The organism is Pseudomonas sp. P4_B4 (assembly GCF_056402255.1).
Genome location: NZ_JBFUHS010000005.1, coordinates 172,442 through 196,252, shown reverse-complemented (window position 1 = coordinate 196,252; position 23,811 = coordinate 172,442). Strand labels below are relative to the sequence as shown.

Sequence of the window (23,811 nt, the reverse complement as noted above, 5' to 3'; positions counted from 1 at the left end):
GAATCTGACGCCGGATGACCGCCCGGCACTCTTCATCAAACTGTCATGGAACTGTGGCAGCGCGCTTGAACAAACTTCATCAGACTCGCGCTCTACTGGGGTTCTGCGTTTTGGTGTTTTTTCATGGGTGCTTCATTCTTTTCACGCATCGTATTTTTGACCGCGCTGTTGTTCGGCCTGCCGTCCCTGGCGGCTTCGCGTTGTGACGTCAATGTTCCGACCGAACGGGTGGATCTGGCCCAGGTAAGCCTGGCGTACCAGAGCATCGGTCGTGCGTCGGATCCGGCATTGCTGCTGGTGATGGGCCTGGGCGGGCAATTGATTCACTGGCCGGACGAGGTGGTGGTTGCGCTGTGCCAGCAGGGGTTCCGGGTGATCCGCTATGACAATCGCGATGTCGGCCTGTCGACCTGGCGGCAAGCACCGGCCGAAGCCAACCTGACCTTCGAAGTGCTGCGCTACAAGCTAGGGTTGCCGGTGTCGTCGCCGTACTCGCTCACCGACATGGCCGACGATGGCCTGGGACTGATGGACGCCTTGCACATCGATCAATTCCACGTGTTGGGCGCCAGCATGGGCGGGATGATCGCCCAGCACATGGCGGCCATGGCACCGCAACGGGTCGAGAGCCTGACCCTGATCATGACCACCTCTGGCGCCGAAGGCTTGCCGGCGCCGAGTGCGGCGCTGGTGCAGTTGTTGGCCCGGCGCGGTGCACCGAACCGCGAAGTGGCCCTGGAGCAACAGGCCGACTTGCTGGCGGCGCTGGGCAGCCCGATGGTCACCGATGATCGCCAGGCGCTGCTGCATCAGGCGGCGCTGTCCTATGACCGGGCGTTCAATCCCGAAGGCGTGAAACGCCAGATCATGGCCATTCTCGCCGAGCCGAGCCGGGTGGCGTTGCTCAACCAGTTGCGGGTCCCGGCACTGGTGGTGCACGGCACGGCCGACCCGCTGCTGCCGGTGATGCACGGGGTGCATCTGGCGGCGCATCTGCGTGGCAGTCAATTGATCTTGATTCCGGGCCTGGCCCATCGCTTCCAGGAGGCATTCAAGGCGCCGTTGCTGGGGGCAGTGTTGCCGTATTTGCGCGAGCACCGTGAAGACACTTCACACTGGGCACAGATCGAGCCTGTGGCCGATCGCAACCTTCTCTGACCCTCCTATTACTTGTGGGAGCGAGCAGGCTCGCTCCCACAGGAGAATGCATTTATCCGTGAAAGCGTAGCCAGACAGTCACCAAAGCCGTGGCCGCCATCAATCACGCCAGCACCATCGCCGCGCCCAGGGTTGCTTTGAGAATCAGGTCCATCAGTGGCTTAGCCCGTACTTCTTGACTTTGTCGAATAAGGTGGTCTTGGCCATGCCCAGTTCCTGGCTGGCCTGGGTCAGGTTGCCGCCGCTGCGTTGCAAGGCATCGCTGAGCAGGTTGCGCTCGAACGCCTCCACCGCTTCGGCAAAGGCCAGACCCTGATTGCTGGCGCCGGCACCGGTTTTCTTGAACGCTGGCAGGCCCAGGGCAAAGCGCTCGGCAACGTTACGCAGTTCACGCACGTTACCCGGCCAGTCGTGGCTCATCAGGTTCGAAACGGTCTGGTTGTCCAACTCCGGCACCGTGCGGTCGAAGCGTAGGGACGACTGCTGCAAGAAGTGCTCGAACAGTTGCAGGATGTCCTCGCGGCGCTCGCGCAGCGGTGGCAGTTCCAGGGTCACTACGTTGAGGCGGTAATACAGGTCGCTGCGGAATTCGCCGGCCTTGCTCGACTCGACGAGGTCGGATTTAGTCGCTGCGATGACGCGGCAATCCACCGCTACGCTCTGGTTCGAACCGAGGCGTTCGAGGGTGCGTTCCTGCAACACCCGCAGCAGTTTGATCTGCAAGGGCAGGGGCATGCTTTCCACTTCGTCGAGGAACAGCGTGCCGCCGTCGGCGTGTTCGATCTTGCCGATCCGTCGTTTGCCCGCGCCGGTAAAGGCGTTGGCTTCGTGGCCGAATATTTCACTTTCGAACAGGTTCTCCGGCAGGCCACCGCAGTTCAGCGCGACGAACTGCTTGGTGTGCCGCCGACTGAAATCATGCAGGCAGCGCGCAACCAATTCCTTGCCGGTGCCGGTCTCGCCTTCGATCAGCACGTTGGCCGAGGTATCGGCAACGTTGGCGATCAGCTCCCGCAGGTTCTGCATGGCCGGCGAGCGACCGATGATCCGTCCTTCCAGGGAATCACGTTCGGCCAGTTGCCGACGCAGCGACGTCACCTCCCGCGCCAGGCTGCGTTGCTCCAGGGCGCGGCGGGCGACGTCCACCAGACGTTCGGGGGAGAAGGGTTTCTCCATGAAGTCGTAGGCGCCTTTCTGCATCGCGCCGACGGCCATGGAAATGTCGCCGTGGCCGGTAATCAGCACCACCGGCAGGCTGCGGTCGCGGGCCTTGAGGCGGGTCAGCAACTCCAGGCCATCGATGCCCGGCAGGCGAATGTCGCTGACGACAATGCCGGCGAAGTTGTCGCCGACCCGCTCCAAGGCTTCTTCGGCGCTGCCCACGCCAATGCAGGGAATGTCTTCCAGGGTCAGCGCCTGTTGGCAGCCGAGCAGCACATGGGGGTCGTCTTCGACGATCAATACACTAAGGTCGTTGTTCATATTGGCTCGGCGGGAGTGGGGCTTACCAACGGTAAACTGAGGACGAATGCGGTACCACCGCTGGCCGGGTGCTCGACACCCAGGTGACCGCCGGTGGCGGCGGCCAGGCTGGCGGAAAGGGTCAGGCCCAGGCCCAGGCCCTGTTCGCCGGGTTTGGTGGTGAAGAACGGTTCGAACAGGTGCTTGCGCGCTTCGGCGTCGATGCCGTGGCCGTTGTCACGCACGCGCAGGCGGTATTTGCCATCGAACGCTTCGCCTTCGAGCCACAGCTCGGGTTGCGGCTGCGCTTGCATGGCGTCGAGGGCGTTGCCGATCAGGTTGACCAGAATCTGCTCCAGGCGGGTCTGGTCGATTTGCACCTGCACATCGGTGAAATCGCGGTGCAGTTGCAGGTGAATGTTCTCCACCCGGCCACCGAGCAATTGCAGGGCCGCGTCCACGCCTTTGCCGAGGCAGGCCTGACCCTTGTCGTCACCGCGCCGGGCAAACGAGCGCAGGCTGGCGGTGATCCGGCCCATGCGGTCGATCAGTTCGTTGATGGTCTTGAGGTTGGTGCTGGCCACGTCGAGCTGGCCGCGCTCGAGGAAGCGCACGGTATTGCCGGACAAGGTGCGCAGCGCCGCCAGCGGCTGGTTCAGTTCGTGGGCGATGCTGGTGGACATCTGGCCGATGGCCGCGAGTTTTCCGGCCTGTACCAGTTCATCCTGGGCGCGGCGCAAGGTCTCTTCGGCGAGCCGGCGTTCGCGGATCTGGCCCTTGAGCCGTTCGTTGCTGGCGCGCAGGTCGGTGGTGCGTTCGGTAATCCGACGCTCCAGCTGGTTGTTGGCTTCCTGCAAGGCTTCCCGGGCCGCGAGGCGGGTGGCGATCACCTTGCGCCGCTCGTTCCAGGCGATCAAAAGGAACGCCAGGAGGGCAAACGCCACGGCCACCAGGATCCCCTGGTTGATCGCTTCGCGGCGCAAATCCTGGAGCGGCGTGAGCAGGGTGAAATTCCACGGCGTATCGCTCAACGGCCGGGTTTGCGCCAGGTAGCTGATGTTTTCGTCGTCGGACACCAGTTCGCTGTTGGCCGGGAACGTGAGTTTTTCCACGCCTTCGGACAGGGTTTCCCGGGCCAGCGGCTGCAGTTCGTTGAGCGGGAACCAGTAGTACTGCAGGCTGCGGGCGAGTTTTTCCTTGGTTTCTTCGCTCAGCGGCACCACCGATTTCAAGCGCCGCGCCGGATCGCTGGACAGAATGATGATGCCGTTTTCGTCGCTGACGAAGGCTTCCAGGCGTGCCCGTTGCCAGCGTTCTTCCATGGCTTCCAGGCGGACCTTGACCACCGCGACGCCGATGATCTTGCCGTGTTCTTCCAGGCCGTGGGCCAGGTAGTAACCGGGTTCGCCGTTGGTGCTGCCGATGCCGTAGAAGCGCCCCGGCTGACCGCGCACGGCGTTCTGGAAATAGGCGCGAAAGGACAGGTCTTCACCCAGGTAACTGTCGACATCGCGCCAGTTGCTGGTGGCCATGACGCGGCCGGTGGTGTCCATCACGTAGATGGCCCGACTGCGGCTGCGCCGGTTCAGGCCTTCGAGGTAATCGTTGACCGTTTGCCGGTGTTCCGGGGTCGGGTCGGCCAGCAGCTTGGAAACACTGGTTTCGAGTTCCAGCAGGCTGGGCAGGTAGGTGTATTTGCTGATTTCGCTTTCGACGGCACGGGCGTGCAGTTCCAGCTGGCGCTGGCCGTTTTCGCTGAGGCTGCGGATGCCGTAGTGCTCACTGATCCAGAAGCCGATACAGCCCAGGCCGATCATCATGGCGATGATCAGCGGCGGCAGGAACAAATGACGAACCAGACGGGGTTTCACGGCGAGTGATGGCGACGCTGCGCGATAAAGATTGGGGTCGCATTTCATCACAGATGCCTTGGGTCAACCACAACGCAAATCTCAAGATCACCACTGAACCAGTGTGGGAGCGGGCTTGCTCGCGAAAGCGGTGTGTCAGTCACATCTATGTTGGATGTGCCGCCGTCTTCGCGAGCAAGCCCGCTCCCACATTTGGGGAGCGGTGTTTTTCTTAGTGCTGCAGAATCTTGTTGAGGAAGTGCTGCGTGCGATCGGCGCGGGCGTTGATGTCGCCGAAGAACTCTTCTTTCTTGCAGTCTTCGATGATCTTGCCGGCATCCATGAAGATCACCCGGTCCGCGACTTTACGCGCGAAGCCCATTTCGTGGGTCACGCACATCATGGTCATGCCCTCGTGGGCCAGTTGCACCATCACGTCGAGCACTTCGTTGACCATTTCCGGGTCCAGCGCCGAGGTCGGTTCGTCGAACAGCATGACGATCGGGTCCATCGCCAGCGCACGGGCAATCGCCACACGCTGCTGCTGACCACCGGACAGTTGGCCAGGATGCTTGTGGGCATGGGCCGAGAGACCGACGCGCTCGAGCAGTTGCAGGCCTTTCTTGGTGGCTTCTTCCTTGCTGCGGCCCAACACCTTGATCTGCGCGATGGTCAGGTTCTCGGTGATGGTCAGGTGCGGAAACAGCTCGAAATGCTGGAACACCATGCCCACGCGGGAACGCAGTTTCGGCAGGTTGGTCTTCGGGTCAGCGATGGAGGTGCCGTCGACCACGATGTCGCCTTTCTGGAACGGTTCCAGGGCGTTGACGCACTTGATCAGGGTCGATTTGCCGGAACCGGATGGCCCGCACACCACGATCACTTCGCCTTTTTTGACCTCGGTGCTGCAATCAGTCAGTACCTGGAAGTCCCCATACCACTTGTTGATGCTTTTGATAGAGATCATACGGCGAACCTTTTTTGCAGACGCTTGACCAGCTGCGAGGCGGCAAAGCTGACGGTGAAGTACACGAGACCCGCGAAAATCAGGAACTCATTGGAGCGGCCAATGATGTCGCCACTGGCGCGCGAAGCATTGAGAAAGTCCACCAGGCCGACGGCGTAGACCAGCGAGGTGTCCTGAAACAGGATGATGCTCTGTTGCAGCAACAGCGGAGTCATCTTGCGGAACGCTTGCGGCAGGATGATCAGGCGCATCATCTGCCCGTAAGTCATGCCCAGTGCCTGGGCAGCGCCCATCTGGCCCTTGGGAATCGACTGCACACCGGCACGGACGATTTCGCAGAAGTACGCCGCTTCGAACATCATGAAGGCCACGATGCACGAGGCGAACGCGCCGATCGGCGTGTCTTCGCCGGTGATCCAGCGTAATACGAACGGCACCGCCAGGTAGAACCAAGTGATCACCAACAGCAGCGGGATCGAACGGAAGTAGTTGACGTAGGCGCCGGCGATATTCGACAGCAGCTTATTGTGGGACAGACGCATCAACGCCAGGACGGTGCCGAGGATGATGCCGCCGATCACGCCCATGGCCATCAGCTTGAGGGTCATGATCATGCCGTTCCACAGGCCTGGCAGGGACGGGATGATGCCCGAGAAGTCGAATTCCATCATTTACCCCCTACGGAGATCAGGCCCGGTACGGCGACTTTCTTCTCGACCAGGCGCATCAGCAACATCAGGCTCATGTTCAGGGTGAAGTAGATCAGCGTTGCCAGGGTAAAGGCTTCGAACAGGTTGGCGGAAAACTCGGCGGTCTGTTTGGTCTGCGCGAGCAATTCCATCAAGCCGATCAGCGAGGCCACGGAGGTGTTCTTGAAAACGTTCAAGAATTCCGAGGTGAGCGGCGGAATGATGATCCGGTAGGCCTGGGGCAGCAGCACGTTCCAGTAGATCTGCGGCAGTTTGAAACCCATGGCACGGGCTGCGGATTCCTGGCCTTTTGGCAGGGCCTGGATACCGGTGCGCACCTGTTCGCAAACGCGAGCCGTGGTGAACAGGCCCAGGCACACGACGACGCTGAGGAAGGCCGAGGTGGTCGGGTTCAGATCCTGTTTGTACCACTCTTGTAGGTCCGCCGGCAGCAGGTCGGGTACCAGGAAGTACCAGATGAACAGCTGCACCAGCAGCGGCACGTTACGGAAGAGTTCGACGTAGCAGGTGGCGATGCCCGATACGATGCGATTCGGCACGGTACGCATGACACCCAGGATCGAGCCCAGTGTCAGGGCGATGATCCAGGCCGCGATGGCGATGCCGATGGTCCAGCCCAGACCAGTCATGTACCAGTCGAAATAGGTCTCGCTGCCCACGCCGGTGGACTTGAAGAACACGCCCCAGTCCCAGTTGTAATTCATTAGGGTCTCCCCTCAGTTCAATCGATGTACAAGTGCCCGCTTGGGGGAAGCTCCGTTCCCGCCTGACCTTGAGAGTCAGGCACACGCGCTCGGCTCGACAGCCACCGGTTCGAGTGTTTCCAGAAATGCCAGCAGGAAGTGACCACCTCCTGAAAGGGCGAGGGCCCTCTCAGGAGATAAGGTTAGTCAGAAATCAGGATTTCTTGTCGTCAGCCGCTTTATCGGTCGGATTGGCGATCAGGGCCTTGAGCTCGTTGCTCATCGGGAAGTTCAGGTTCAGGCCTTTTGGCGGGATAGGTTGCATGAACCATTTTTCGTAGATCTTGTTGATCTCGCCCGATGCGTAGGTGGCCTTGATGGCGTCATCCACAGCCTTTTTGAACGGCTCGTCGCCTTTGCGCACCATGCAGCCGTAGATTTCGTAGGACTGTGGAGTGCCGGTCACGGCCCAGTCACTGGCCTTCTTGGCCTTGGCAGCCTCACCGGCCAGCAGGGCGTCGTCCATCATGAAGGCCACTGCACGGCCGGTTTCCAGCATCTGGAACGACTCGCCGTGGTCTTTGGCGGAGATGACGTTCATGCCCATCTGCTTGTCGGCGTTCATCGCCTTGAGGATGCGCTCGGACGTGGTGCCGGCGGTGGTCACGACGTTCTTGCCGGCCAGGTCAGGGAAATCCTTGTACTTGGAGTCTGCCTTGGACAGCAGGCGAGTACCGATTTCGAAGATGCCAACGGAGAAGTCAACTTGCTGCTGACGCTCGACGTTGTTGGTGGTGGAACCGCACTCGAGGTCCACGGTGCCGTTCTGCACCAGCGGGATACGGGTTTGCGAAGTCACCAGGTTGTACTTGACCTGGAGGTTCGGCATGTCGAGGTCTTTTTTCAGCGCTTCGACGACTTTCAACTGGATGTCGTGGGAATAGCCGACCGGTTTGCCGGAAGCGTCTGCAATGTAGGAAAACGGAATGGAAGCGTCGCGATGGCCCAGGGTGATGGTGCCGGACTCTTTGATCTTCTTCAGGGTGCCGGTGAGTTCGGCGGCGAAAACTGGAGTGCTGATCAGAGCGGCAGCAATGGCTGCGCCCAGGATGTGGGGAACGATGCGCATCAAATTTTCCTCGACATTGTTTTTTTTATGGAGCCAGTTCATCGGCCCTTTTGTGCTGCAAAACACCTGAGCGCTATTGAGAGTCGGCGCAAAGGACATTCGTCGAAGAAGTGTAGAGCATGACTCGTGCCAGACCAGTCGCAATTGATCAACTAATTGATCTATAAGGAAATTAAATATTTTTTGCGTTGAAATTTCAGTGAGATGATCCGGTTAACCGAACCGACCCGCAGGTCGCGTTCGGAAAACCGAATGGTGGTTGGGTGCTACTCGGGTGTCAGGTGTATTTGCGCTTGTCCGGCGCTGGCGGGAAGTACTGGTACAACCAGGTTTCACTCAGCGTGCGGTCGTTGGTGCGGATGAACAGGCGCAGCTCGACAGGCTCGACGCTGTCATTGGTCGGGTACCAGTCAAACAGGATGCGGTAGCCCTTGATGTCATCAAGCTTGAGCACGCTGAAATCCTTGACCTCGCCGTTCGAGCAAGTGACCACCGGCTCGATGCCCGCGCCTTCAGGCAAGCGGTCCAGGCCGCCGCCGGTGAAGTCCACGGCAAAACGACGGGCCCAGACTGGCGGGTAATGCTCGCCTGGCGCCCAGCCTTCGGTGAAGCCGCCCATGCCCGAACGGGTCGCATTGACCCGTGCCAACGGCGTTCCGACTGGCGGCAATGCGCTCCAGTACAGCTTGTAGCCGTAGTTCAGCGAATCGCCGGCTGCCACCGGTTTCTTCGGGGTCCAGAAGGCGACGATGTTGTCCATGGTTTCGCCGGTGGTGGGAATCTCCAGCAGATCGACCGAGCCTTCGCCCCATGCGGTGGTCGGTTCGACCCACAGGCTTGGGCGGCGGCGGTACCAGTCGACGGTGTCCTGATAACTGGAGAACTCGTGGTCGGTCTGCACCAGGCCGAAGCCCTTCGGGTCGGTATCGGCGAAGGCATTGAATTGCAGGGTCGCCGGGTTGTTCAGCGGGCGGCAGATCCACTCGCCGTTGCCGCGCCACATGGCCAGGCGATCGGAGTCGTGGATTTGCGGGTGAATGGTGTCGCACATGCGGCGTTCGTGGGTGCCGCAACTGAACATGCTGGTCATCGGCGCAATGCCCAGTTGGTCGATGGCGGTGCGCGCGTTGACGTGGGCATCGATCTCCATCACCACGCGCTCGGCCTGGCAGTCGATATCGAAGCGGTAGGCACCGGTGGCGCTTGGCGAGTCGAGCAAGGCGTAGACCACGAAGCGGGTGCTGTCCTTGTCCGGCGTCTCGAACCAGAATTTGGTGAAGTCGGGGAATTCTTCGCGCTTTTTGGCGTAGGTGTCGATGGCCAGCCCGCGGGCCGACAAACCGTACTGTCCGGTGGCGTCCACCGCGCGGAAGTAGCTCGCGCCCAGGAAGGACACCACATCGTGTTTGTCCAGTTCCGGGGCCTTGAACAACTTGAAGCCGGAGAAGCCCAGGTCGCCCTTGAGCTGTGCGGTGTCGACCGTGGTGTTTTCATAGTTGAACAGCGACGGGCGGAAATGCACCTCGCGGGCCATCCGGGTTTTCGGATCGACGCTGTACATGCGCACCGGCTGCTTGAACCCCATGCCGACGTGGAAGAACTGCACGTCCAGCTGACCCTTGAGCTCTTTCCACAACGAATGATTGCCGTCGTAGCGGATCGCATTGAAGTTCTGCGGCGTCATGGTCGCCAAGGTCGGCGGCAACTGTTGCTTCGTGTCCTGATAGCGATTGCTGGCGAGCTGTTTGGCCTGGAGCTTCAGCGCCTCGAAATCGAACGCGGTGGCCTCGCCATCAGCGGTGCCAGCGTTGGCGGCCCAAGCCTGGGCGGCCAACAGCCCCGTGGCGGACAAGCCGGTGTAGGCCGCGATGGCCATGGAGGCTTTGAGCAAATTCCTGCGGTGCATAAATACAACCTGTCTTGAGCAATCCCGCGCCGTTCCTGGCACGTGCTGGATCAGAAATATCGGTTCGGACATGCCTTCGGCCAAACGCAACGGACTTTTAAACAGATGCCCGACAGCTTAAACCGTTCGATTGCAGAGCAAAATTGATTGATGGCACTGCGCTGGCTCGGCAATGAAATAAGACATGTCGGGAAACAATTCCGACAGGGGTTTCTGATTTACAGGGCATTTCTGCTTTTTTCGACTAATTACTCTAAAAACTGCTTTTCAGCGCCCGGAATATTTCTATTCTGTGCACATGACCGGTTTATGCCCTTCGGACCGGTGCGGTTCAGCGGGCACCCAGCGGCTGCTGAAAAAGGGATAGGGCGATGCGGTTTTTTGCAGTTTCTTTGACGTCTAGAGAAGGACATCGTCCATGTCGAAAGTACAGAACATCACTGAATTGTTGGGAATCTTTCCGTGTCTGGCCAGCGGGCGGCGAAGACGCCGACTCAACTCTGAGGAACTGAAACTGGTGGAGCGCTATCGGGAATTGTCGGAGAACGACCGGATAGCGATGAGGTATCTGGTGGATGCGATGAGGAGTGTTTCGCGGTTTTAATAAGGCAAACCAAAGGGACGGACTGTGAAGTCTGTCCCTTTTTTATCAGCTCGATTTATCCCTTCAACGGCAAGTGCCAGCGATTGGGAAGGGGCGCTGCACCTGCATCAACTCAGGCATGTCTCGCCACTTGATCCAGGCGTGATGTTGGTAATGCAGCAAGGGCACCGAGATTCCGGCCCAATTCAAGGAACTCAGGCTTGGCCGGTTTTCCACTGGCTCTGATTTGGCGTCGCGCAACGAGGGAATGACTTCATTGCTCAGCCAATGGCGCAGGTTACGGTTTTCCGGGACGAAGTGGTGAACCAGCAAGGCGTACATGCCTGATTCGCTGACCATCAGGGTTTCGACCGTTTTGCCGTCCTTGCGCAGCCAGACGGTGCGACGTTGGTCGGGATCGAGTTTCAGGGTCAGGCGTTCATTGAGTGGTTTGCCCATCAAGCGACCTAGATCCTGGGCGCAGAACCAGGCTTGGTTGTCTTGCATGAAGGCGTGGAGGAAACGGTTGTGGCGGGTGAAGACATTAGGAATGAAGCAGGAAGGAATTTCAGTCGGATGTGGTGTGTGCTTGTGCATTTTTCGACTCCATGTTGAAGAAAGGAGCCGCCAATAATCCTTCGACAGATTTGGGTGGCGGACCGTGGGGCGTTCGAAGTCGGAACATTCTCGATCAACATGGAAGCCGAGAGGCCCGCGCCACACGGCCCGCCATAACGCGAAACTGAAAGGCAAAAAAATGCCCCAGCTCATATGGGGGCGCGGATGCGCCATGTTGATATGTTCCGGCTTCGACTCCGGGCCGCTGATTTGGCAGCGACGGAGCAAAGCCTATCGGTCAGGCACTCGCGGCGCCAAGTCTACTCTGGGGACGCTTGTTGTAGGAATCGAGGGTTTTTCAGGAAGGCTGCATCTGTAGGAATTTCCTGTTTTTGCGTGAGGTACAGGGGCAAGGGACTTCAAGCGCGTTTTTTCCATTATTTTTTGCGCTCATCAGACGGTGCAAAATGGAGAGTGCCTTGAAAGTATCCCTCAAACAGATAAGCGGTCCCTGGGATCAGGGGTGGGTGCTGGACAAGCACATGATAAGTAGTACCTTTCTCGGAAACGATGAGCGCGGAAATCCATGCTTCGATAATCATCGTACTGAGGTAGGAGAGGCGACCTACCAGCTCAAATACCAGAAGGATTGGAATCAAGTGGGGCCACTTGCTCAAGCCGTGGCAACGAATGTTTTTCCGAAGCTGGATCAAGTGGGATTCGTCGTTCCTATGCCAGCCTCGAATGTTCGCCCACGACAACCGGTTACCGAGGTTGCAGTTGAGTTGGGGCGTATTGTAGGGAAACCGGTATTTTCGGATTTACTCCGAAAGGCCATTACCGGACAATCGCTCAAGGATTTGCACTCCAAAGCTGAAAAGGTTGCTGCTATTGGAGATAGTTTTAGTGTGAATGATGTGATTATCAACGCTGGCTGCTGGAACGCTTTGGTTGTTGATGATTTGTTTGATAGTGGTGCATCAATGGAGGCAGCCTGTACAGCTTTACGTAAGTGTCAAAAGGTGCGGAGCATTTATGTGGTGGCACTAACTTGGAAGTGATCTAAATGACAACTGTATTTATTGCAGGCTCTATTAATATCAAATGCCTTGATCCGAAGGTTAAAGAGCGTATCGATAATATTGTTGCGTCTGAGTTTGAGGTCGTGGTTGGCGACGCCGGTGGTGCTGACACCTCTATTCAAGAGTATCTCCTGAGCTTGTCTCGATCAAAAACTACCATTTATTGCAGTGGTATGGCCCCACGAAACAACCTGGGGAAATGGCCGGCCAGAACAGTGGAAAGCAAGCACTCCAAAGGATCGCGAGCCTTTTTTACCGCAAAAGATGTTGTGATGGCCGAGGCGGCTGACTACGGATTGATGATATGGGATGCAAAGAGCACTGGAACACTTAGTAATGTGATTGAGTTGTTGTCGCGAAATAAAAAATCTCTTGTTTTTGTTGATGATGAAAAGGTGTTTAAAGTGGTTGGTAGTGTGAGCCAACTTGAAGAGTTAATCGCGTCCATGTCTGATCACGCCAAGCAAAAAGCAAATGAAAAAATTAAACTTTTCTATCGCATATCTTTGCTGAAGCATGATCAGACAGAACTGTCGCTTTAATATTCTTTTTTTCAAATATTGTTGACGACCCGGCGCCATCTTTGGCGCCGGGTAAATCCCCGTTACCGACTAACCTTCCAAGCATCCCCCGCAGGCGCCGTACCGTGGTCATACGGCTTGGCGATCCACATGTAGAGCAAGCCCAGGCCAATCACGATGGCAGTGCTCAGCACCATCGCGTAGTTGATGTACCACGCGGCATCCGGCGTACGTGGCCAGGCCATGTTGATGATGGCGCCGACGCCGTAAACCAGCGCGCCGATGTTCACCGCCCAGCCCCAGGCACCGAGGGTGAATTTGCCGCTCGGTTTCCAGCCCTTCAGGCGGGCGTACAGGGCCGCGAGCACGATCATCTGGAACGCCAGGTAGATGCCGATTGCCGCGAAGCTGACGATGGTGGCGACCGCGTCTTGCAGGAAGAAGCCGAGGATGATGATCAACGCCGGCAGGACACCCGACACGAACAGCGCGGCAACTGGAACCTGAGTTGTAGGGGAAATCTTCTTCAGCAGTCGGCTGCCGATGACCATTTCGTCACGGGCGTAGGAATACAGCAGACGACTGGCCGCGGCTTGCAGGCTGATCACGCAGGAGATGAAAGAAATCATCACCACACCCATCACCACTTTCGAACCCACCGGGCCAAACGCGTTGCTGAGGATGGTGGTGACCGGATCCTTGTCGGTGCCGTTGATCACCGCCTGCATGTCAGGCACGGCGAGGATCAGTGCCAGGCAGGCGAACATCGCCGCGATGCCGCCGATGTAGATGGTCATGCGCATGGCCACCGGGATTTTCTTGCTCGGGTTCGGGGTTTCTTCGGCGACATCACCGCAAGCCTCGAAGCCGTAGTACAGGAACATCCCCGCCAGCGAAGCAGTGAGGAACGCCGGCAGGTACGAGCCGTCGACGCTGATATCGAAGGTGTTGAACAACACGCTGATGGGTTGATGACGCTCGAAAATCAGCAGGTAAACACCGACGATCACCGCGCCCACCAGTTCGCAGAGGAAGCCGAACATGGCGATCCGCGCCAGCACTTTGGTGCCGCTCAGGTTGACCAGGGTAGCGAATAGCGTCAGGAACAGGGCGATGATGATGTTGGTGTTGTTGCTCGGTTCAAAGCCCATCATGGCGGCGAGGTACGGACCGGCACCCACGGCAACCGCCGCGATGGTCACACACAGGGCGATGGAGTAGATCCAGCCGACCATCCACGCCCAGCGTTTGCCCACCAAGCGGCGAGCCCACGGGTACACACCGCCGGAAATCGGGAACTGCGAAACCACTTCACCGAATATCAGGCACACCAGCAACTGGCCGCAACCGACCAGCAAGTAGGCCCAGAACATCGGTGGCCCGCCCGCGGCCAGGCACAGGCCGAACAGGGTATACACCCCGACGACCGGGGACAGGTAAGTGAAGCCCAGGGCAAAGTTTTCCCACAGGCTCATGCTGCGGTTGAAGTTGGAGGTGTAGCCCAGTTTGCGTAGTTGCTCGGCATCGCTGTCGGCAAGGGCTACAGAGAGATCTGGTGATGCACTCATGTGTGATTGCTCCGGAAAATCGGCAGATTTCGGATGTCCGAAACCGTGACGGGGCCTTGGGGGCGCCGCCCGGATCGGTGGTTATTGTTTTGTCTTCTTTGGGGTGGAGCCTGGTGGTGCGTACTGCCGGTTTCTGCCTTGAAACCGCGGTGAGCCATTCGCGGGCAAGCCCGCTCCCACAGGGACCGGGTTTGCCTGAAAGGTTTTTAGTGCTTGAACATCACATGCCGCACAACGGTGTAGTCCTCGAGCCCGTACATGGACATGTCCTTGCCATAGCCGGACAGTTTCTGACCGCCGTGGGGCATTTCGCTGACCAGCATGAAGTGCGTGTTGACCCAGGTGCAGCCGTACTGCAAGCGCGCTGCCAGGCGATGGGCGCGGCCGACGTCGGCGGTCCACACGGAGGAGGCCAGGCCGTAGACCGAGTCGTTGGCCCAACCCAGCACCTGCGCTTCATCGCTGAATCTGGTCACCGACACCACTGGCCCGAACACTTCGCGACGGACGATTTCGTCGTCCTGTTGTGCATCGGCCAACACGGTCGGTTCGAAGAAGAAGCCATTGCCCTCAACCGCCTTGCCGCCGGTGATCAAACGAATGTGCGGCTGGGCGATGGCGCGCTCGACGAAACCGGCCACGCGGTCGCGGTGTTGCGCGGTGATCAGCGGGCCGAGTTCGGTCGATGGATCATCCTGCAGGCCGTACTTGATGCTGCTGACGGCGGCGCCGAGTTTCTCGACGAACTTGTCGTAGATGCCTTCCTGGGCATAGATGCGGCAGGCGGCGGTGCAGTCTTGCCCGGCGTTGTAGAAACCGAAGGTGCGGATGCCTTCGACGGCGGCATCGATGTCGGCGTCGTCGAAGATGATCACCGGGGCCTTGCCGCCCAATTCCATGTGCATGCGTTTGACGCTGTCGGCGGTGCTGGAAATGATGTTCGAACCGGTGGCAATCGAACCGGTCAGCGACACCATGCGCACTTTCGGGTGGGTCACCAGCGGGCTACCGACGGTAGGACCACGACCGAACACCAGGTTGAGCACACCGGCCGGGAAAATTTCCGACGCCAGTTCGGCCAGGCGCAGGGCGGTCAGCGGGGTTTGTTCCGACGGCTTGAGCACCACGGTATTACCGGCGGCCAGGGCCGGGGCGATTTTCCAGGCGACCATCATCAGCGGGTAGTTCCACGGCGCGATGGAGGCGATCACGCCCACCGGGTCGCGGCGGATCATCGAGGTGTGGCCGGGCAGGTATTCGCCACCGGCCGAGCCGCTCATGCAACGGCTGGCGCCGGCGAAGAAACGGAACACGTCGGCAATCGCCGGGATCTCGTCGTTCAGCGCGGCGCTGTAGGGCTTGCCGCAGTTGTCCGATTCCAGTTTGGCCAGCTCTTCGCCGTGGGCTTCGATGGCATCGGCCAGTTTGAGCAGCAGCAGCGAACGCGCTTTCGGCGGGGTATGCGACCAGCTGTCGAACGCGGCGTCGGCGGCGCGCACGGCGGCATCGACCTGGGCTGCGCTGGCTTCGTTGATTTCCACCAGCACACGGCCCAAGGCCGGGTTGAATACGGGTTGGGCGGGGCCTTCGCCGGCGAGCAGTTGGCCGTTGATCAAGAGTTTGGTTTGCATGGCATTTGTCCTCTTCGAAGCTATTGTTGTTCTTCTGTAGACCCCGGCCCTAAATGTGGGAGCGGGCTTGCTCGCGAATGCGGTTCAACATTCAACATTTGTGGTGATTGACCCGCCGCGTTCGCGAGCAAGCCCGCTCCCACATTCATCCGGTTTCCACATTGGGAATTGAGTTGTCAGCTACTTACCGCCACTACCCGCAACGCTCTCACCGCCTCGGGTCAGGTAATAGGCGCCGAGAATCGGCAGCATGGTCACCAGCATCACCAGCATCGCCACGACGTTGGTCACCGGCACGTCCCGTGGGCGGCTGAGCTGGTTGAGCAGCCACAGCGGCAGGGTGCGTTCATGGCCGGCGGTGAAGGTGGTGACGATGATTTCGTCGAACGACAGGGCAAACGCCAGCATGCCGCCGGCCAGCAACGCCGAGCCGAGGTTCGGCAGGATGATGTAGCGGAAGGTCTGCCAGCCGTCGGCGCCGAGATCCATCGAGGCTTCGATCAAACTGTGGGAGGTGCGGCGCAAGCGGGCGATGACGTTGTTGTAGACGATCACCACACAGAAGGTCGCGTGGCCGACGATGATGGTGAACATCCCCGGCTCGATTCCCAATGTCTTGAAGGTCGCCAGCAGCGCGATCCCGGTGATGATCCCCGGCAGGGCAATCGGCAGGATCAGCATCAGCGAGATGCCTTGCTTGCCGAAGAAGTCGCGGCGATACAACGCGGCGGACGCCAGCGTGCCGAGGACCATGGCGATCAGGGTGGCAATCGAGGCGATCTGCAACGACAGCTTGATCGCTTCGAGCACGTCCGGCCGCGAGAACGCCACGCTGAGCCAATTCAGAGTGAAGCCCTTGGGCGGAAAGCTGAATGCCGCGTCTTCGGTGTTGAAGGCGTAGAGGAAGATGATCAGGATCGGGAAGTGCAGGAACACTAGCCCGCCCCAAGCTGCGATTTTCAGGCCTATTGAGGCTTTCTCAGAGTGCATCGAAGGCCCCCATTCGTTTGACGATGGACAGGTAAATGGCGATCAGCACGATCGGCACCAGGGTGAAGGCGGCGGCCATTGGCATGTTGCCGATTGCGCCTTGCTGGGCATACACCATGCTGCCGACGAAGTAGCCGGGCGGGCCGACCAGTTGCGGCACGATGAAGTCGCCCAGGGTCAGCGAGAAGGTGAAGATGGAACCTGCGGCAATGCCCGGGATCGACAGCGGCAGAATCACTTGCATGAAGGTCTGGCGCGGCTTGGCACCGAGGTCGGCGGAGGCTTGCAGCAGCGACGGCGGCAGGCGTTCCAGCGAGGCCTGGATCGGCAGGATCATGAACGGCAGCCAGATGTAGACGAACACCATGAAGCGGCCCAGGTGCGAGGTCGACAAGGTGCTACCGCCAACCCCCGGAATGCCCAGCACGAACTGCAGGACCGGTTCCAGCCCCAGGTGCTGCACGAACCACTGCGCCACCCCACCCTTGGCCAGCAGCAGCGTCCAGGCATAAGCCTTGACGATGTAGCTGGCCCACATCGGCATCATCACCGCGATGTAGAAAAACGCCTTGGTCTTGCCGGTGGTGTAACGCGCCATGTAGTAGGCAATCGGGAACGCGACGATGGCACTGGCAATCGACACCACAATCGCCATGCCCAGGGTACGCAGGATGATGTCGAAGTTCGACGGCTGGAACAGCGCGGTGAAGTTGGCCAGGGTCAGGTCAGGGGTGACCGCCATGGTGAAGTCATCGAAGGTGTAGAAGCCTTGCCACAGCAGCGTCAGCAACGAGCCGAGGTAGATCGCGCCGAACCACAGCAACGGCGGCACCAGCAACATCGACAGGTACAGGTTCGGCCGGCGATACAACAGGTTGGAAAACCTGCGCAACGGCGAGCCGCCTGACGAGGTTTGAGTAATAGCCAAGGTGCTCATCTCACACCCCGCCTTCAAGGGTGTCGTGCAAATGGACCATCGCTTCCCGTGCCCAACGTGCGCTCAGGCGCTGCCCGGTCTGGTGTTGCGCGCTGCTGTCGATCCACTGATTGTTGGCCTGGCTGATGTTCAGGGTCTGGCCGTTTTCCAGTTTCAGTTCGTAGCGGGTGGCGCTGCCCTGGTACTGAATGTCGTGGAGCAAACCGCTGACCTCGATCTCGTGGCTGGCCAGCGGGCCTTCGGCGAATCGCACGTGTTCCGGACGAATCGAGAACGGCTGCGGATTGCCACTGAGCTGCTTGGCCAAGTCACCGCGAATCACGTTGGAGGTGCCAACGAATTCCGCCACGAAGGTGGTGGCCGGTTTCATGTACAGGTTGCGCGGGCTATCGACTTGTTCGATGCGGCCCTTGTTGAACACGGCCACGCGGTCGGACATCGACAGCGCTTCGGTCTGGTCGTGGGTGACGAAAATGAAGGTGATGCCGAGCTGGCGTTGCAACTTCTTCAACTCGCCCTGCATTTGCTCGCGCAGTTTCAGGTCGAGGGCACCGAGGGGTTCGTCGAGCAGCAACACCCGTGGACGGTTGACCAAGGCGCGGGCCAGGGCCACACGCTGGCGCTGACCACCGGAGAGCTGAACCGGCTTACGTTCGCCGTAGCCGCCGAGGGCGACCATCTCCAGGGATTCTTCGGCGCGCTTGAGGCGTTCGGCCTTGCCGATGCCTTTGACTTTCAAGCTGTAGGCGACGTTGTCGCGAACGTTCATGTGCGGGAACAGCGCGTAATCCTGGAACACGGTGTTCACGTCGCGCTGGTACGGCGGCAGGCCGGCGGCCTCTTCACCATGAATGCGGATGGAACCGGCGCTCGGTTGTTCAAAGCCGGCGATCAGGCGCAAACAGGTGGTTTTGCCCGAGCCGGAAGGCCCCAGCATGGAGAAGAACTCGCCGTCCTGGATGTCGATGGAAACCCGGTCTACGGCTTTCACTTCGCCGAATAGACGGGAAACGTTGGTGAACTGGACTGCAAGCGTCATGGTGCGGTACTCCCAAAAGGCGAAGACCGTCGCAGCGGCCCTGCCTGGACTTCTGAAAAACAGTTATTCCGTAAACCGTTGTGCTTCTGACAAGGCTTGGGGTGTGGAAAAGTCGTTTCGGGAGCGTCGCGAGCGGCGATTAGTCGTGTCCGGCCAGCGCACAGCCCCCGGAGCGTACGTTAGTACGTGAGGAGGCGAGCACTGCCCGGGCGCGGATAATCGACGCGCAGCAGCTACCGGAATGACTTTTAGCGGCCGCCCATGATCGCGATGTAGTCCTGGGTCCAGCGGCTGTACGGCACGAACTTGCCGCCTTCAGCCTGCGGGGTTTTCCAGAAGGCGATCTTGTCGAACTGGTCGAAACCGTTGGTCTTGCAACCTTCGGCGCCGAGCAGTTCGCTCTCCTTGCACGCCGCCGGAACCGCTGGCAACGAGCCGAACCACGCTGCTACGTCACCCTGGACTTTCGGTTGCAGCGACCAGTCCATCCACTTGTAGGCACAGTTCGGGTGCTTGGCCTCGGCGTGCATCATGGTGGTGTCGGCCCAACCGGTGGCGCCTTCTTTCGGGATGGTCGAGGCGATTGGCTGCTTCTCGTTCATCAGGCCGTTGACCTGATACGGCCAGGCACCGGAGGCGACCACGCCTTCGTTCTTGAAGTCGCTCATTTGCACAGTGGTGTCGTGCCAGTAGCGGTGGATCAACGGCTGCTGGGCGCGCAGCAGGTCGAGCACGGCCTTGTACTGGGCTTCGGTCAGTTCGTACGGGTTCTGGATCCCCAGTTCCGGCTTGGCGGTCTTCAGGTACAGCGCCGCGTCGGCGATGTAGATCGGGCCGTCATAGGCCTGCACGCGGCCCTTGTTCGGCTTGCCGTCCGGCAGGTTTTCCGCGTTGAACAGCACGCCCCAGCTGGTGGGCGCGGTCTTGAACACGTTGGTGTTGTACATCAGCACGTTCGGGCCCCACTGATACGGGGTGCCGTAGGTCTGCTTGTTGACCACGTACCACGGTCCATCCTTGAGGCGTGGGTCGAGGTTTTTCCAGTTCGGGATCAACGCAGTGTTGATCGGCTGCACACGCTTGCCGACGATCAGGCGCAGGGACGCATCGCCGGATGCGGTGACCAGGTCATAACCGCCCTTGGCCATCAGGCTGACCATTTCATCGGAAGTGGCCGCGGTCTTGACGTTGACCTTGCAGCCGGTTTCCTTCTCGAAACCGGTCACCCAGTCGTAGGCCTTGTCGCTCTCACCACGTTCGATGTAGCCAGGCCAGGCCACAATATCCAGTTGGCCCTCGCCCGCCCCGACAGCTTTGAGCGGCTCGGCGGCCTGGACACTGGCACTGGCCAGCAGCGCGGTGGTGATTGCACTGAGCAATGCGGTCTTGTGCACGAACATTGGAATTCCCTCTTCTTTAATTATGGTCGGGGCAGTGGGCTCGGTTAAGCGTGTTGCTGATTGTTATTGTTAGCGTAGCTGCAAGTTTCAAGCTTCAAGCTGCAAGAGAAACGCAGGTCCGCACCTGACTTGCAGCTTGTGGCTTGAGGCTTAAAGCTCCTGTCCATGTCGGGCCATGATGTGTCGTACCACGCTGTAGTCCTGAAGCGAATCGCTGGACAGGTCTTTGCCGTAGCCCGAACGTTTCAGGCCGCCATGGGGCATTTCGCTGACCAGCATGAAGTGGCTGTTGATCCAGGTGCAGCCGTACTGCAAGCGCGCCGCGACCTGCATGGCCTTGTCGAGGTTCTGGGTCCAGACCGACGAGGCCAGGCCGTATTCCGAATCGTTGGCCCAGTCCACCGCTTGTTCCAGTTCATCGAAGCGGGTCGCGGTGACCACCGGCCCGAATACTTCGCGCTGGACGATCTCGTCACTTTGCTTGCAACCGGCGAGCAGGGTCGGCTGGTAATAGAAGCCGGCGCCGGAATGCACCGCTGCGCCGGTCACCCGCTCGATGTGCGGCTGGCCGAGGGCACGCTCGACAAAACTGGCCACGCGGTCGCGCTGGCGGGTGCTGATCAGCGGACCGATTTCGTTGTCGGCGTCGCGTTTGCCGGCGAAGCGCAGGCTGCTGACGGCCGCGCCGAGTTCGGCCACCAAACGGTCATGGATCCCGGCCTGGGCGTAAATGCGGCAAGCGGCGGTGCAATCCTGGCCGGCGTTGTAATAGCCGTAAGTGCGCACGCCTTCGACCACGGCCTGAATGTCGGCATCGTTGCAGACGATCACCGGGGCCTTGCCGCCGAGTTCGAGGTGGGTACGTTTGAGCGTCTTCGATGCGGCCTGGAGAATCTTTTGGCCGGTGACGATATCGCCGGTCAGCGACACCATGCGCACTTTAGGGTGATTCACTAGATGGCTGCCGACGCCTTCGCCGCCACCGCAAACGATGTTGATCACACCCCGTGGCAGGATCTCGGCCAGCGCCGGGGCCAGGGCCAGGATCGACAGCGGCGTGTGTTCCGACGGCTTGAACACCAGGGTGTTGCCGGCGGCCAGGGCCGGGGCGATTTTCCACGCGGCCATCATGATCGGGTAGTTCCACGGCGCAATCGACGCCACGACCCCGATAGGATCGCGCCGGACCATGCTGGTGTAGCCCGGCAGGTATTCGCCGCTGAGCTGGCCGGTCTGGCAGCGTACGGCACCGGCGAAGAAGCGGAACACGTCGACCGTGGCATTCAGGTCATCCTGACGGGCCAGGTGCAGCGGCTTGCCGCAGTTCATGGATTCGAGGCGGGCCAGCAGATCGGCGTTTTTTTCGATGGCGTTGGCGATGTCCAGCAACAGGTTCGAACGTTGCTGTGGTGTGGTGCGCGACCAACCGGCGAAGGCACCGTGGGCGGCGAGGATGGCTGCTTCGACTTGCTCGGTGCTGGCTTCGGCGATCCGGGTCAGGACTTCCCCTGTGGCGGGGTTGAGAATCGGCTCGACGCAGCCTTGACCGGCGACTAATTCACCATCAATCAACAATGCGGTGAACAACGGGGTCTGCGCGCCAGCCATTTTTCGGGTTCTCGTTTTTTGTGTGGCTTCTTGTGTAGACATGGCAGCGCTCCCTGTGACTGGGGCCCGGCCGTCTTTATTAGATGCAACAAGACTAGTTCGCGGACCCGAGGACAACAAATACTAAATACTGAAGGTGGCGTTCGATTAAATAGATGGCTTGCGCCCGCCGTGGGGTTGTTCGCGGGCGACCGTGAGAAACGGGTCCACCAGCGCCGGCCGCGCGGTGCCGCGACGCCACGCCAGGCCGACATCCAGGGTCTGGCTGAGGTCGGCGATCGGCCGCGCTTCGATGATGTCGCCCTCCAGTGACCACGGGCGATAGGTCATGTCAGGCTGGATCGACACGCCCAATCCGGCGGCCACCAGGCTTCGCACCGCTTCGGTCGAGGCCGTGCGCAGGGTGATGCGCGGTTGCAAGGAGGCTGCCGACCACATGCGCTGGGCGTTGCGGTCCATTTCATCGACGTTCAGTTGAATCAATGGCTCGCGGGCCACGTCGGCGAGGTTGATGCTGTCGTGTTCCAGCAGCGGGTGCTGGGCCGGCAGCCATAGCCGGTGCGGCGAATGGGTCAGCACTTCGGTCTGCAAGGCGTGGCGGTCTTCGAGATTGGACAGGATCAACACGCCGACATCGATCTCGCCGCTGACCAGCAAATGCTCGATGTACGGGCGCTCATCTTCCATCACGCGGATTTCCACGTTGGGGTAGGCGCGCTGGAAACGGGTGAGCAGATCCGCCAGGTAATAACCGGCCACCAGGCTGGTCACGCCGACGATCAGTTGCCCGGCGACCTGGTCGGTGCTCTGTTGCAGGCTGCGCTTGGCGTTATCCACCGTGGCCAGGATCAAGTGCGCCTGACGCAGGAATTGATGCCCCTGGTGGGTCAGGGTCATGCCCTTGGCGTGGCGGCTGAACAGGCTGACGCCAATCTCCTCCTCCAGTTGCTGGATCGCCAGAGTCAGGGTCGACTGGGAAATGAACGCGGTTTGCGCGGCGGCCGAGATCGAGCCGGTCTCGGCCACGGCGATGAAATGACGGATCTGACGCAAGGTCATCATGGGAAAGCACCCGGTGGGCTGTTTTTATAGATTGGCGAGAGTGTATATCGTTTTTTCTGATGGGCAGGTGCAAGCGGCAATGCGCGCATTGAGGGAGTGCAACATCTGGAAGCACTCTCGCCCACGGGACGTGGGCACTTTCGTTTTAGGCTGGTGGTCTTGGTTTCAGGCTAAACGTCTTGTGGAGGCGGTAAATGAACACCCGTGGATTGCTCGATCAACTACTCAAGTCCGGCCAGGACCTGTTGCAGAACAAGGCCGGCAGCTCACAGCAAAAGGGTGCGAGCGGTGGCACCAGTGCCCTCGGCAGCTTGCTCTCCGGCGCGAGTGGCGGGGCATTGGCGGCAGGCGCCATGGGCTTGCTGCTCGGCAGCAAAAAGGCCCGTAAAGTCGGGGGCAAGGTTGCGGTCTACGGTGGTCTCGCCGCGTTGGGCGTGCTGGCTTATAAAGCCTACGGCAACTGGCAGGCGCAGCAGGGCGGTGCGGCCGGTACGGAACCGCAAACCCTGGACCGCGTGCCGGCCGCGCAAGTCGAACTGCACAGTCAGGCGATTCTCAAGGCGCTGGTGGCGGCGGCCAAGGCTGACGGTCATGTCGATGAGCGTGAGCGAGCCTTGATCGAAGGCGAATTCACCCGGCTCGACAGCGATCAGGAACTGCAACACTGGCTGCACGCCGAGCTCAACAAGCCGCTGGACCCGAGCGATGTCGCCCGCGCCGCCCGCTCCCCGGAAATCGCCGCTGAGATGTACATCGCCAGCGTGATGATGGTGGACGAGGAAAACTTCATGGAGAAGGCCTACCTCGACGAGCTGGCGCGCCAGCTCAAGCTGGAGCCGGGGTTGAAAGCCGAGCTTGAGAAGCAGGTTCGCCAGGCTTCCCTGTAAAACTTCAGACTGCATTCGCGAGCAGGCTCGCTCCCACATCAGGTCTTCAGTGATCACAGATTCTGCGTACGCCAGAGATTC

At 60.0% G+C, this 23,811-nt stretch carries 21 protein-coding genes; 5 read left to right on the top strand and 16 right to left on the bottom strand.

Annotated elements, in window-relative coordinates; genetic code table 11:
• Positions 1–123 precede the first annotated feature (123 nt).
• Positions 124–1,158: an alpha/beta fold hydrolase gene (locus AC1DVE_RS08575; protein ID WP_223533235.1), complete on the top strand. Its 1,035-nt coding sequence runs from the start codon at positions 124–126 to the stop codon at positions 1,156–1,158.
• Between the two features lie 153 nt (positions 1,159–1,311).
• Here AC1DVE_RS08575 and aauR read toward each other — a convergent pair whose 3' ends face one another.
• From aauR to AC1DVE_RS08540, 7 genes are all read right to left on the bottom strand, one after another.
• Positions 1,312–2,640, bottom strand: coding sequence for a two-component response regulator AauR (gene aauR / locus AC1DVE_RS08570; protein ID WP_223458730.1), 1,329 nt, complete (start codon positions 2,638–2,640; stop codon positions 1,312–1,314).
• Positions 2,637–4,538, bottom strand: a complete 1,902-nt coding sequence (gene aauS / locus AC1DVE_RS08565; protein WP_223458731.1) for a two-component sensor histidine kinase AauS — start codon at positions 4,536–4,538, stop codon at positions 2,637–2,639. The genes aauR and aauS overlap by 4 nt, the downstream gene beginning before the upstream one ends.
• 163 nt (positions 4,539–4,701) lie before the next feature.
• Complete coding sequence (locus AC1DVE_RS08560) at positions 4,702–5,436, bottom strand: amino acid ABC transporter ATP-binding protein (protein WP_007985725.1); 735 nt, start codon at positions 5,434–5,436, stop codon at positions 4,702–4,704.
• Positions 5,433–6,104: an amino acid ABC transporter permease gene (locus AC1DVE_RS08555; RefSeq protein WP_223458957.1), complete on the bottom strand. Its 672-nt coding sequence runs from the start codon at positions 6,102–6,104 to the stop codon at positions 5,433–5,435. Before AC1DVE_RS08555 ends, AC1DVE_RS08560 begins: the two co-directional genes overlap by 4 nt.
• On the bottom strand, positions 6,104–6,850 hold the full coding sequence (locus AC1DVE_RS08550) for an amino acid ABC transporter permease (protein WP_223458733.1): 747 nt from the start codon (positions 6,848–6,850) through the stop codon (positions 6,104–6,106). The genes AC1DVE_RS08555 and AC1DVE_RS08550 overlap by 1 nt, the downstream gene beginning before the upstream one ends.
• A gap of 193 nt (positions 6,851–7,043) precedes the next feature.
• Complete coding sequence (locus AC1DVE_RS08545) at positions 7,044–7,958, bottom strand: glutamate/aspartate ABC transporter substrate-binding protein (protein ID WP_103394668.1); 915 nt, start codon at positions 7,956–7,958, stop codon at positions 7,044–7,046.
• A 277-nt stretch (positions 7,959–8,235) separates the two neighbouring features.
• Positions 8,236–9,864, bottom strand: a complete 1,629-nt coding sequence (locus AC1DVE_RS08540) for a glucan biosynthesis protein D (RefSeq protein WP_477783881.1) — start codon at positions 9,862–9,864, stop codon at positions 8,236–8,238.
• A 418-nt stretch (positions 9,865–10,282) separates the two neighbouring features.
• Between AC1DVE_RS08540 and AC1DVE_RS08535 the strand changes: the two genes are divergently transcribed.
• Complete coding sequence (locus AC1DVE_RS08535) at positions 10,283–10,468, top strand: hypothetical protein (protein ID WP_150754247.1); 186 nt, start codon at positions 10,283–10,285, stop codon at positions 10,466–10,468.
• Between the two features lie 63 nt (positions 10,469–10,531).
• Here the strand turns inward: AC1DVE_RS08535 and AC1DVE_RS08530 are convergent, their stop codons facing one another.
• The gene (locus AC1DVE_RS08530; protein WP_477783880.1) at positions 10,532–11,044 is read right to left on the bottom strand and encodes a BRO-N domain-containing protein; all 513 of its coding nucleotides are present in this window, start codon (positions 11,042–11,044) and stop codon (positions 10,532–10,534) included.
• 440 nt (positions 11,045–11,484) lie between these two features.
• On the opposite strand from AC1DVE_RS08530, the gene AC1DVE_RS08525 reads away from it, so the two are divergent.
• Together AC1DVE_RS08525 and AC1DVE_RS08520 are read left to right on the top strand one after the other, a co-directional pair.
• Positions 11,485–12,066 (top strand): ComF family protein, encoded by a 582-nt coding sequence (locus AC1DVE_RS08525; protein ID WP_223458741.1) that lies wholly within the window; start codon positions 11,485–11,487, stop codon positions 12,064–12,066.
• 5 nt (positions 12,067–12,071) lie between these two features.
• A complete protein-coding gene (locus tag AC1DVE_RS08520) occupies positions 12,072–12,629 on the top strand; it encodes a hypothetical protein (protein WP_223458743.1) in 558 nt (185 codons plus the stop codon).
• A gap of 62 nt (positions 12,630–12,691) precedes the next feature.
• Here AC1DVE_RS08520 and AC1DVE_RS08515 read toward each other — a convergent pair whose 3' ends face one another.
• The 8 genes from AC1DVE_RS08515 to AC1DVE_RS08480 form a co-directional block, all read right to left on the bottom strand.
• The gene (locus AC1DVE_RS08515) at positions 12,692–14,176 is read right to left on the bottom strand and encodes an APC family permease (protein ID WP_223458745.1); all 1,485 of its coding nucleotides are present in this window, start codon (positions 14,174–14,176) and stop codon (positions 12,692–12,694) included.
• A 206-nt stretch (positions 14,177–14,382) separates the two neighbouring features.
• Positions 14,383–15,807 carry a gamma-aminobutyraldehyde dehydrogenase gene (locus AC1DVE_RS08510; RefSeq protein WP_223458747.1) on the bottom strand — a complete coding sequence of 475 codons (1,425 nt, stop codon included), beginning with the start codon at positions 15,805–15,807 and terminating at the stop codon, positions 14,383–14,385.
• Positions 15,808–15,987: 180 nt separating this feature from the next.
• Positions 15,988–16,797 (bottom strand): ABC transporter permease, encoded by an 810-nt coding sequence (locus tag AC1DVE_RS08505; protein WP_046041051.1) that lies wholly within the window; start codon positions 16,795–16,797, stop codon positions 15,988–15,990.
• Positions 16,787–17,734 (bottom strand): ABC transporter permease, encoded by a 948-nt coding sequence (locus AC1DVE_RS08500; RefSeq protein ID WP_223458749.1) that lies wholly within the window; start codon positions 17,732–17,734, stop codon positions 16,787–16,789. The genes AC1DVE_RS08505 and AC1DVE_RS08500 overlap by 11 nt, the downstream gene beginning before the upstream one ends.
• Before the next feature lies 1 nt (position 17,735).
• Positions 17,736–18,773: an ABC transporter ATP-binding protein gene (locus AC1DVE_RS08495; RefSeq protein ID WP_223533237.1), complete on the bottom strand. Its 1,038-nt coding sequence runs from the start codon at positions 18,771–18,773 to the stop codon at positions 17,736–17,738.
• Positions 18,774–19,021: 248 nt separating this feature from the next.
• Positions 19,022–20,173: a putative ABC transporter substrate-binding protein YdcS gene (ydcS, locus tag AC1DVE_RS08490; RefSeq protein ID WP_046041056.1), complete on the bottom strand. Its 1,152-nt coding sequence runs from the start codon at positions 20,171–20,173 to the stop codon at positions 19,022–19,024.
• Positions 20,174–20,323: 150 nt separating this feature from the next.
• Positions 20,324–21,823, bottom strand: coding sequence for a gamma-aminobutyraldehyde dehydrogenase (locus AC1DVE_RS08485; RefSeq protein ID WP_477783879.1), 1,500 nt, complete (start codon positions 21,821–21,823; stop codon positions 20,324–20,326).
• Positions 21,824–21,928: 105 nt separating this feature from the next.
• Positions 21,929–22,843 carry a LysR family transcriptional regulator gene (locus AC1DVE_RS08480; protein WP_007975056.1) on the bottom strand — a complete coding sequence of 305 codons (915 nt, stop codon included), beginning with the start codon at positions 22,841–22,843 and terminating at the stop codon, positions 21,929–21,931.
• A 194-nt stretch (positions 22,844–23,037) separates the two neighbouring features.
• Here AC1DVE_RS08480 and AC1DVE_RS08475 point away from each other — a divergent pair, with 194 nt between their 5' ends.
• A complete protein-coding gene (locus tag AC1DVE_RS08475) occupies positions 23,038–23,730 on the top strand; it encodes a tellurite resistance TerB family protein (protein WP_223458755.1) in 693 nt (230 codons plus the stop codon).
• The last annotated feature ends 81 nt before the right edge of the window (positions 23,731–23,811 follow it).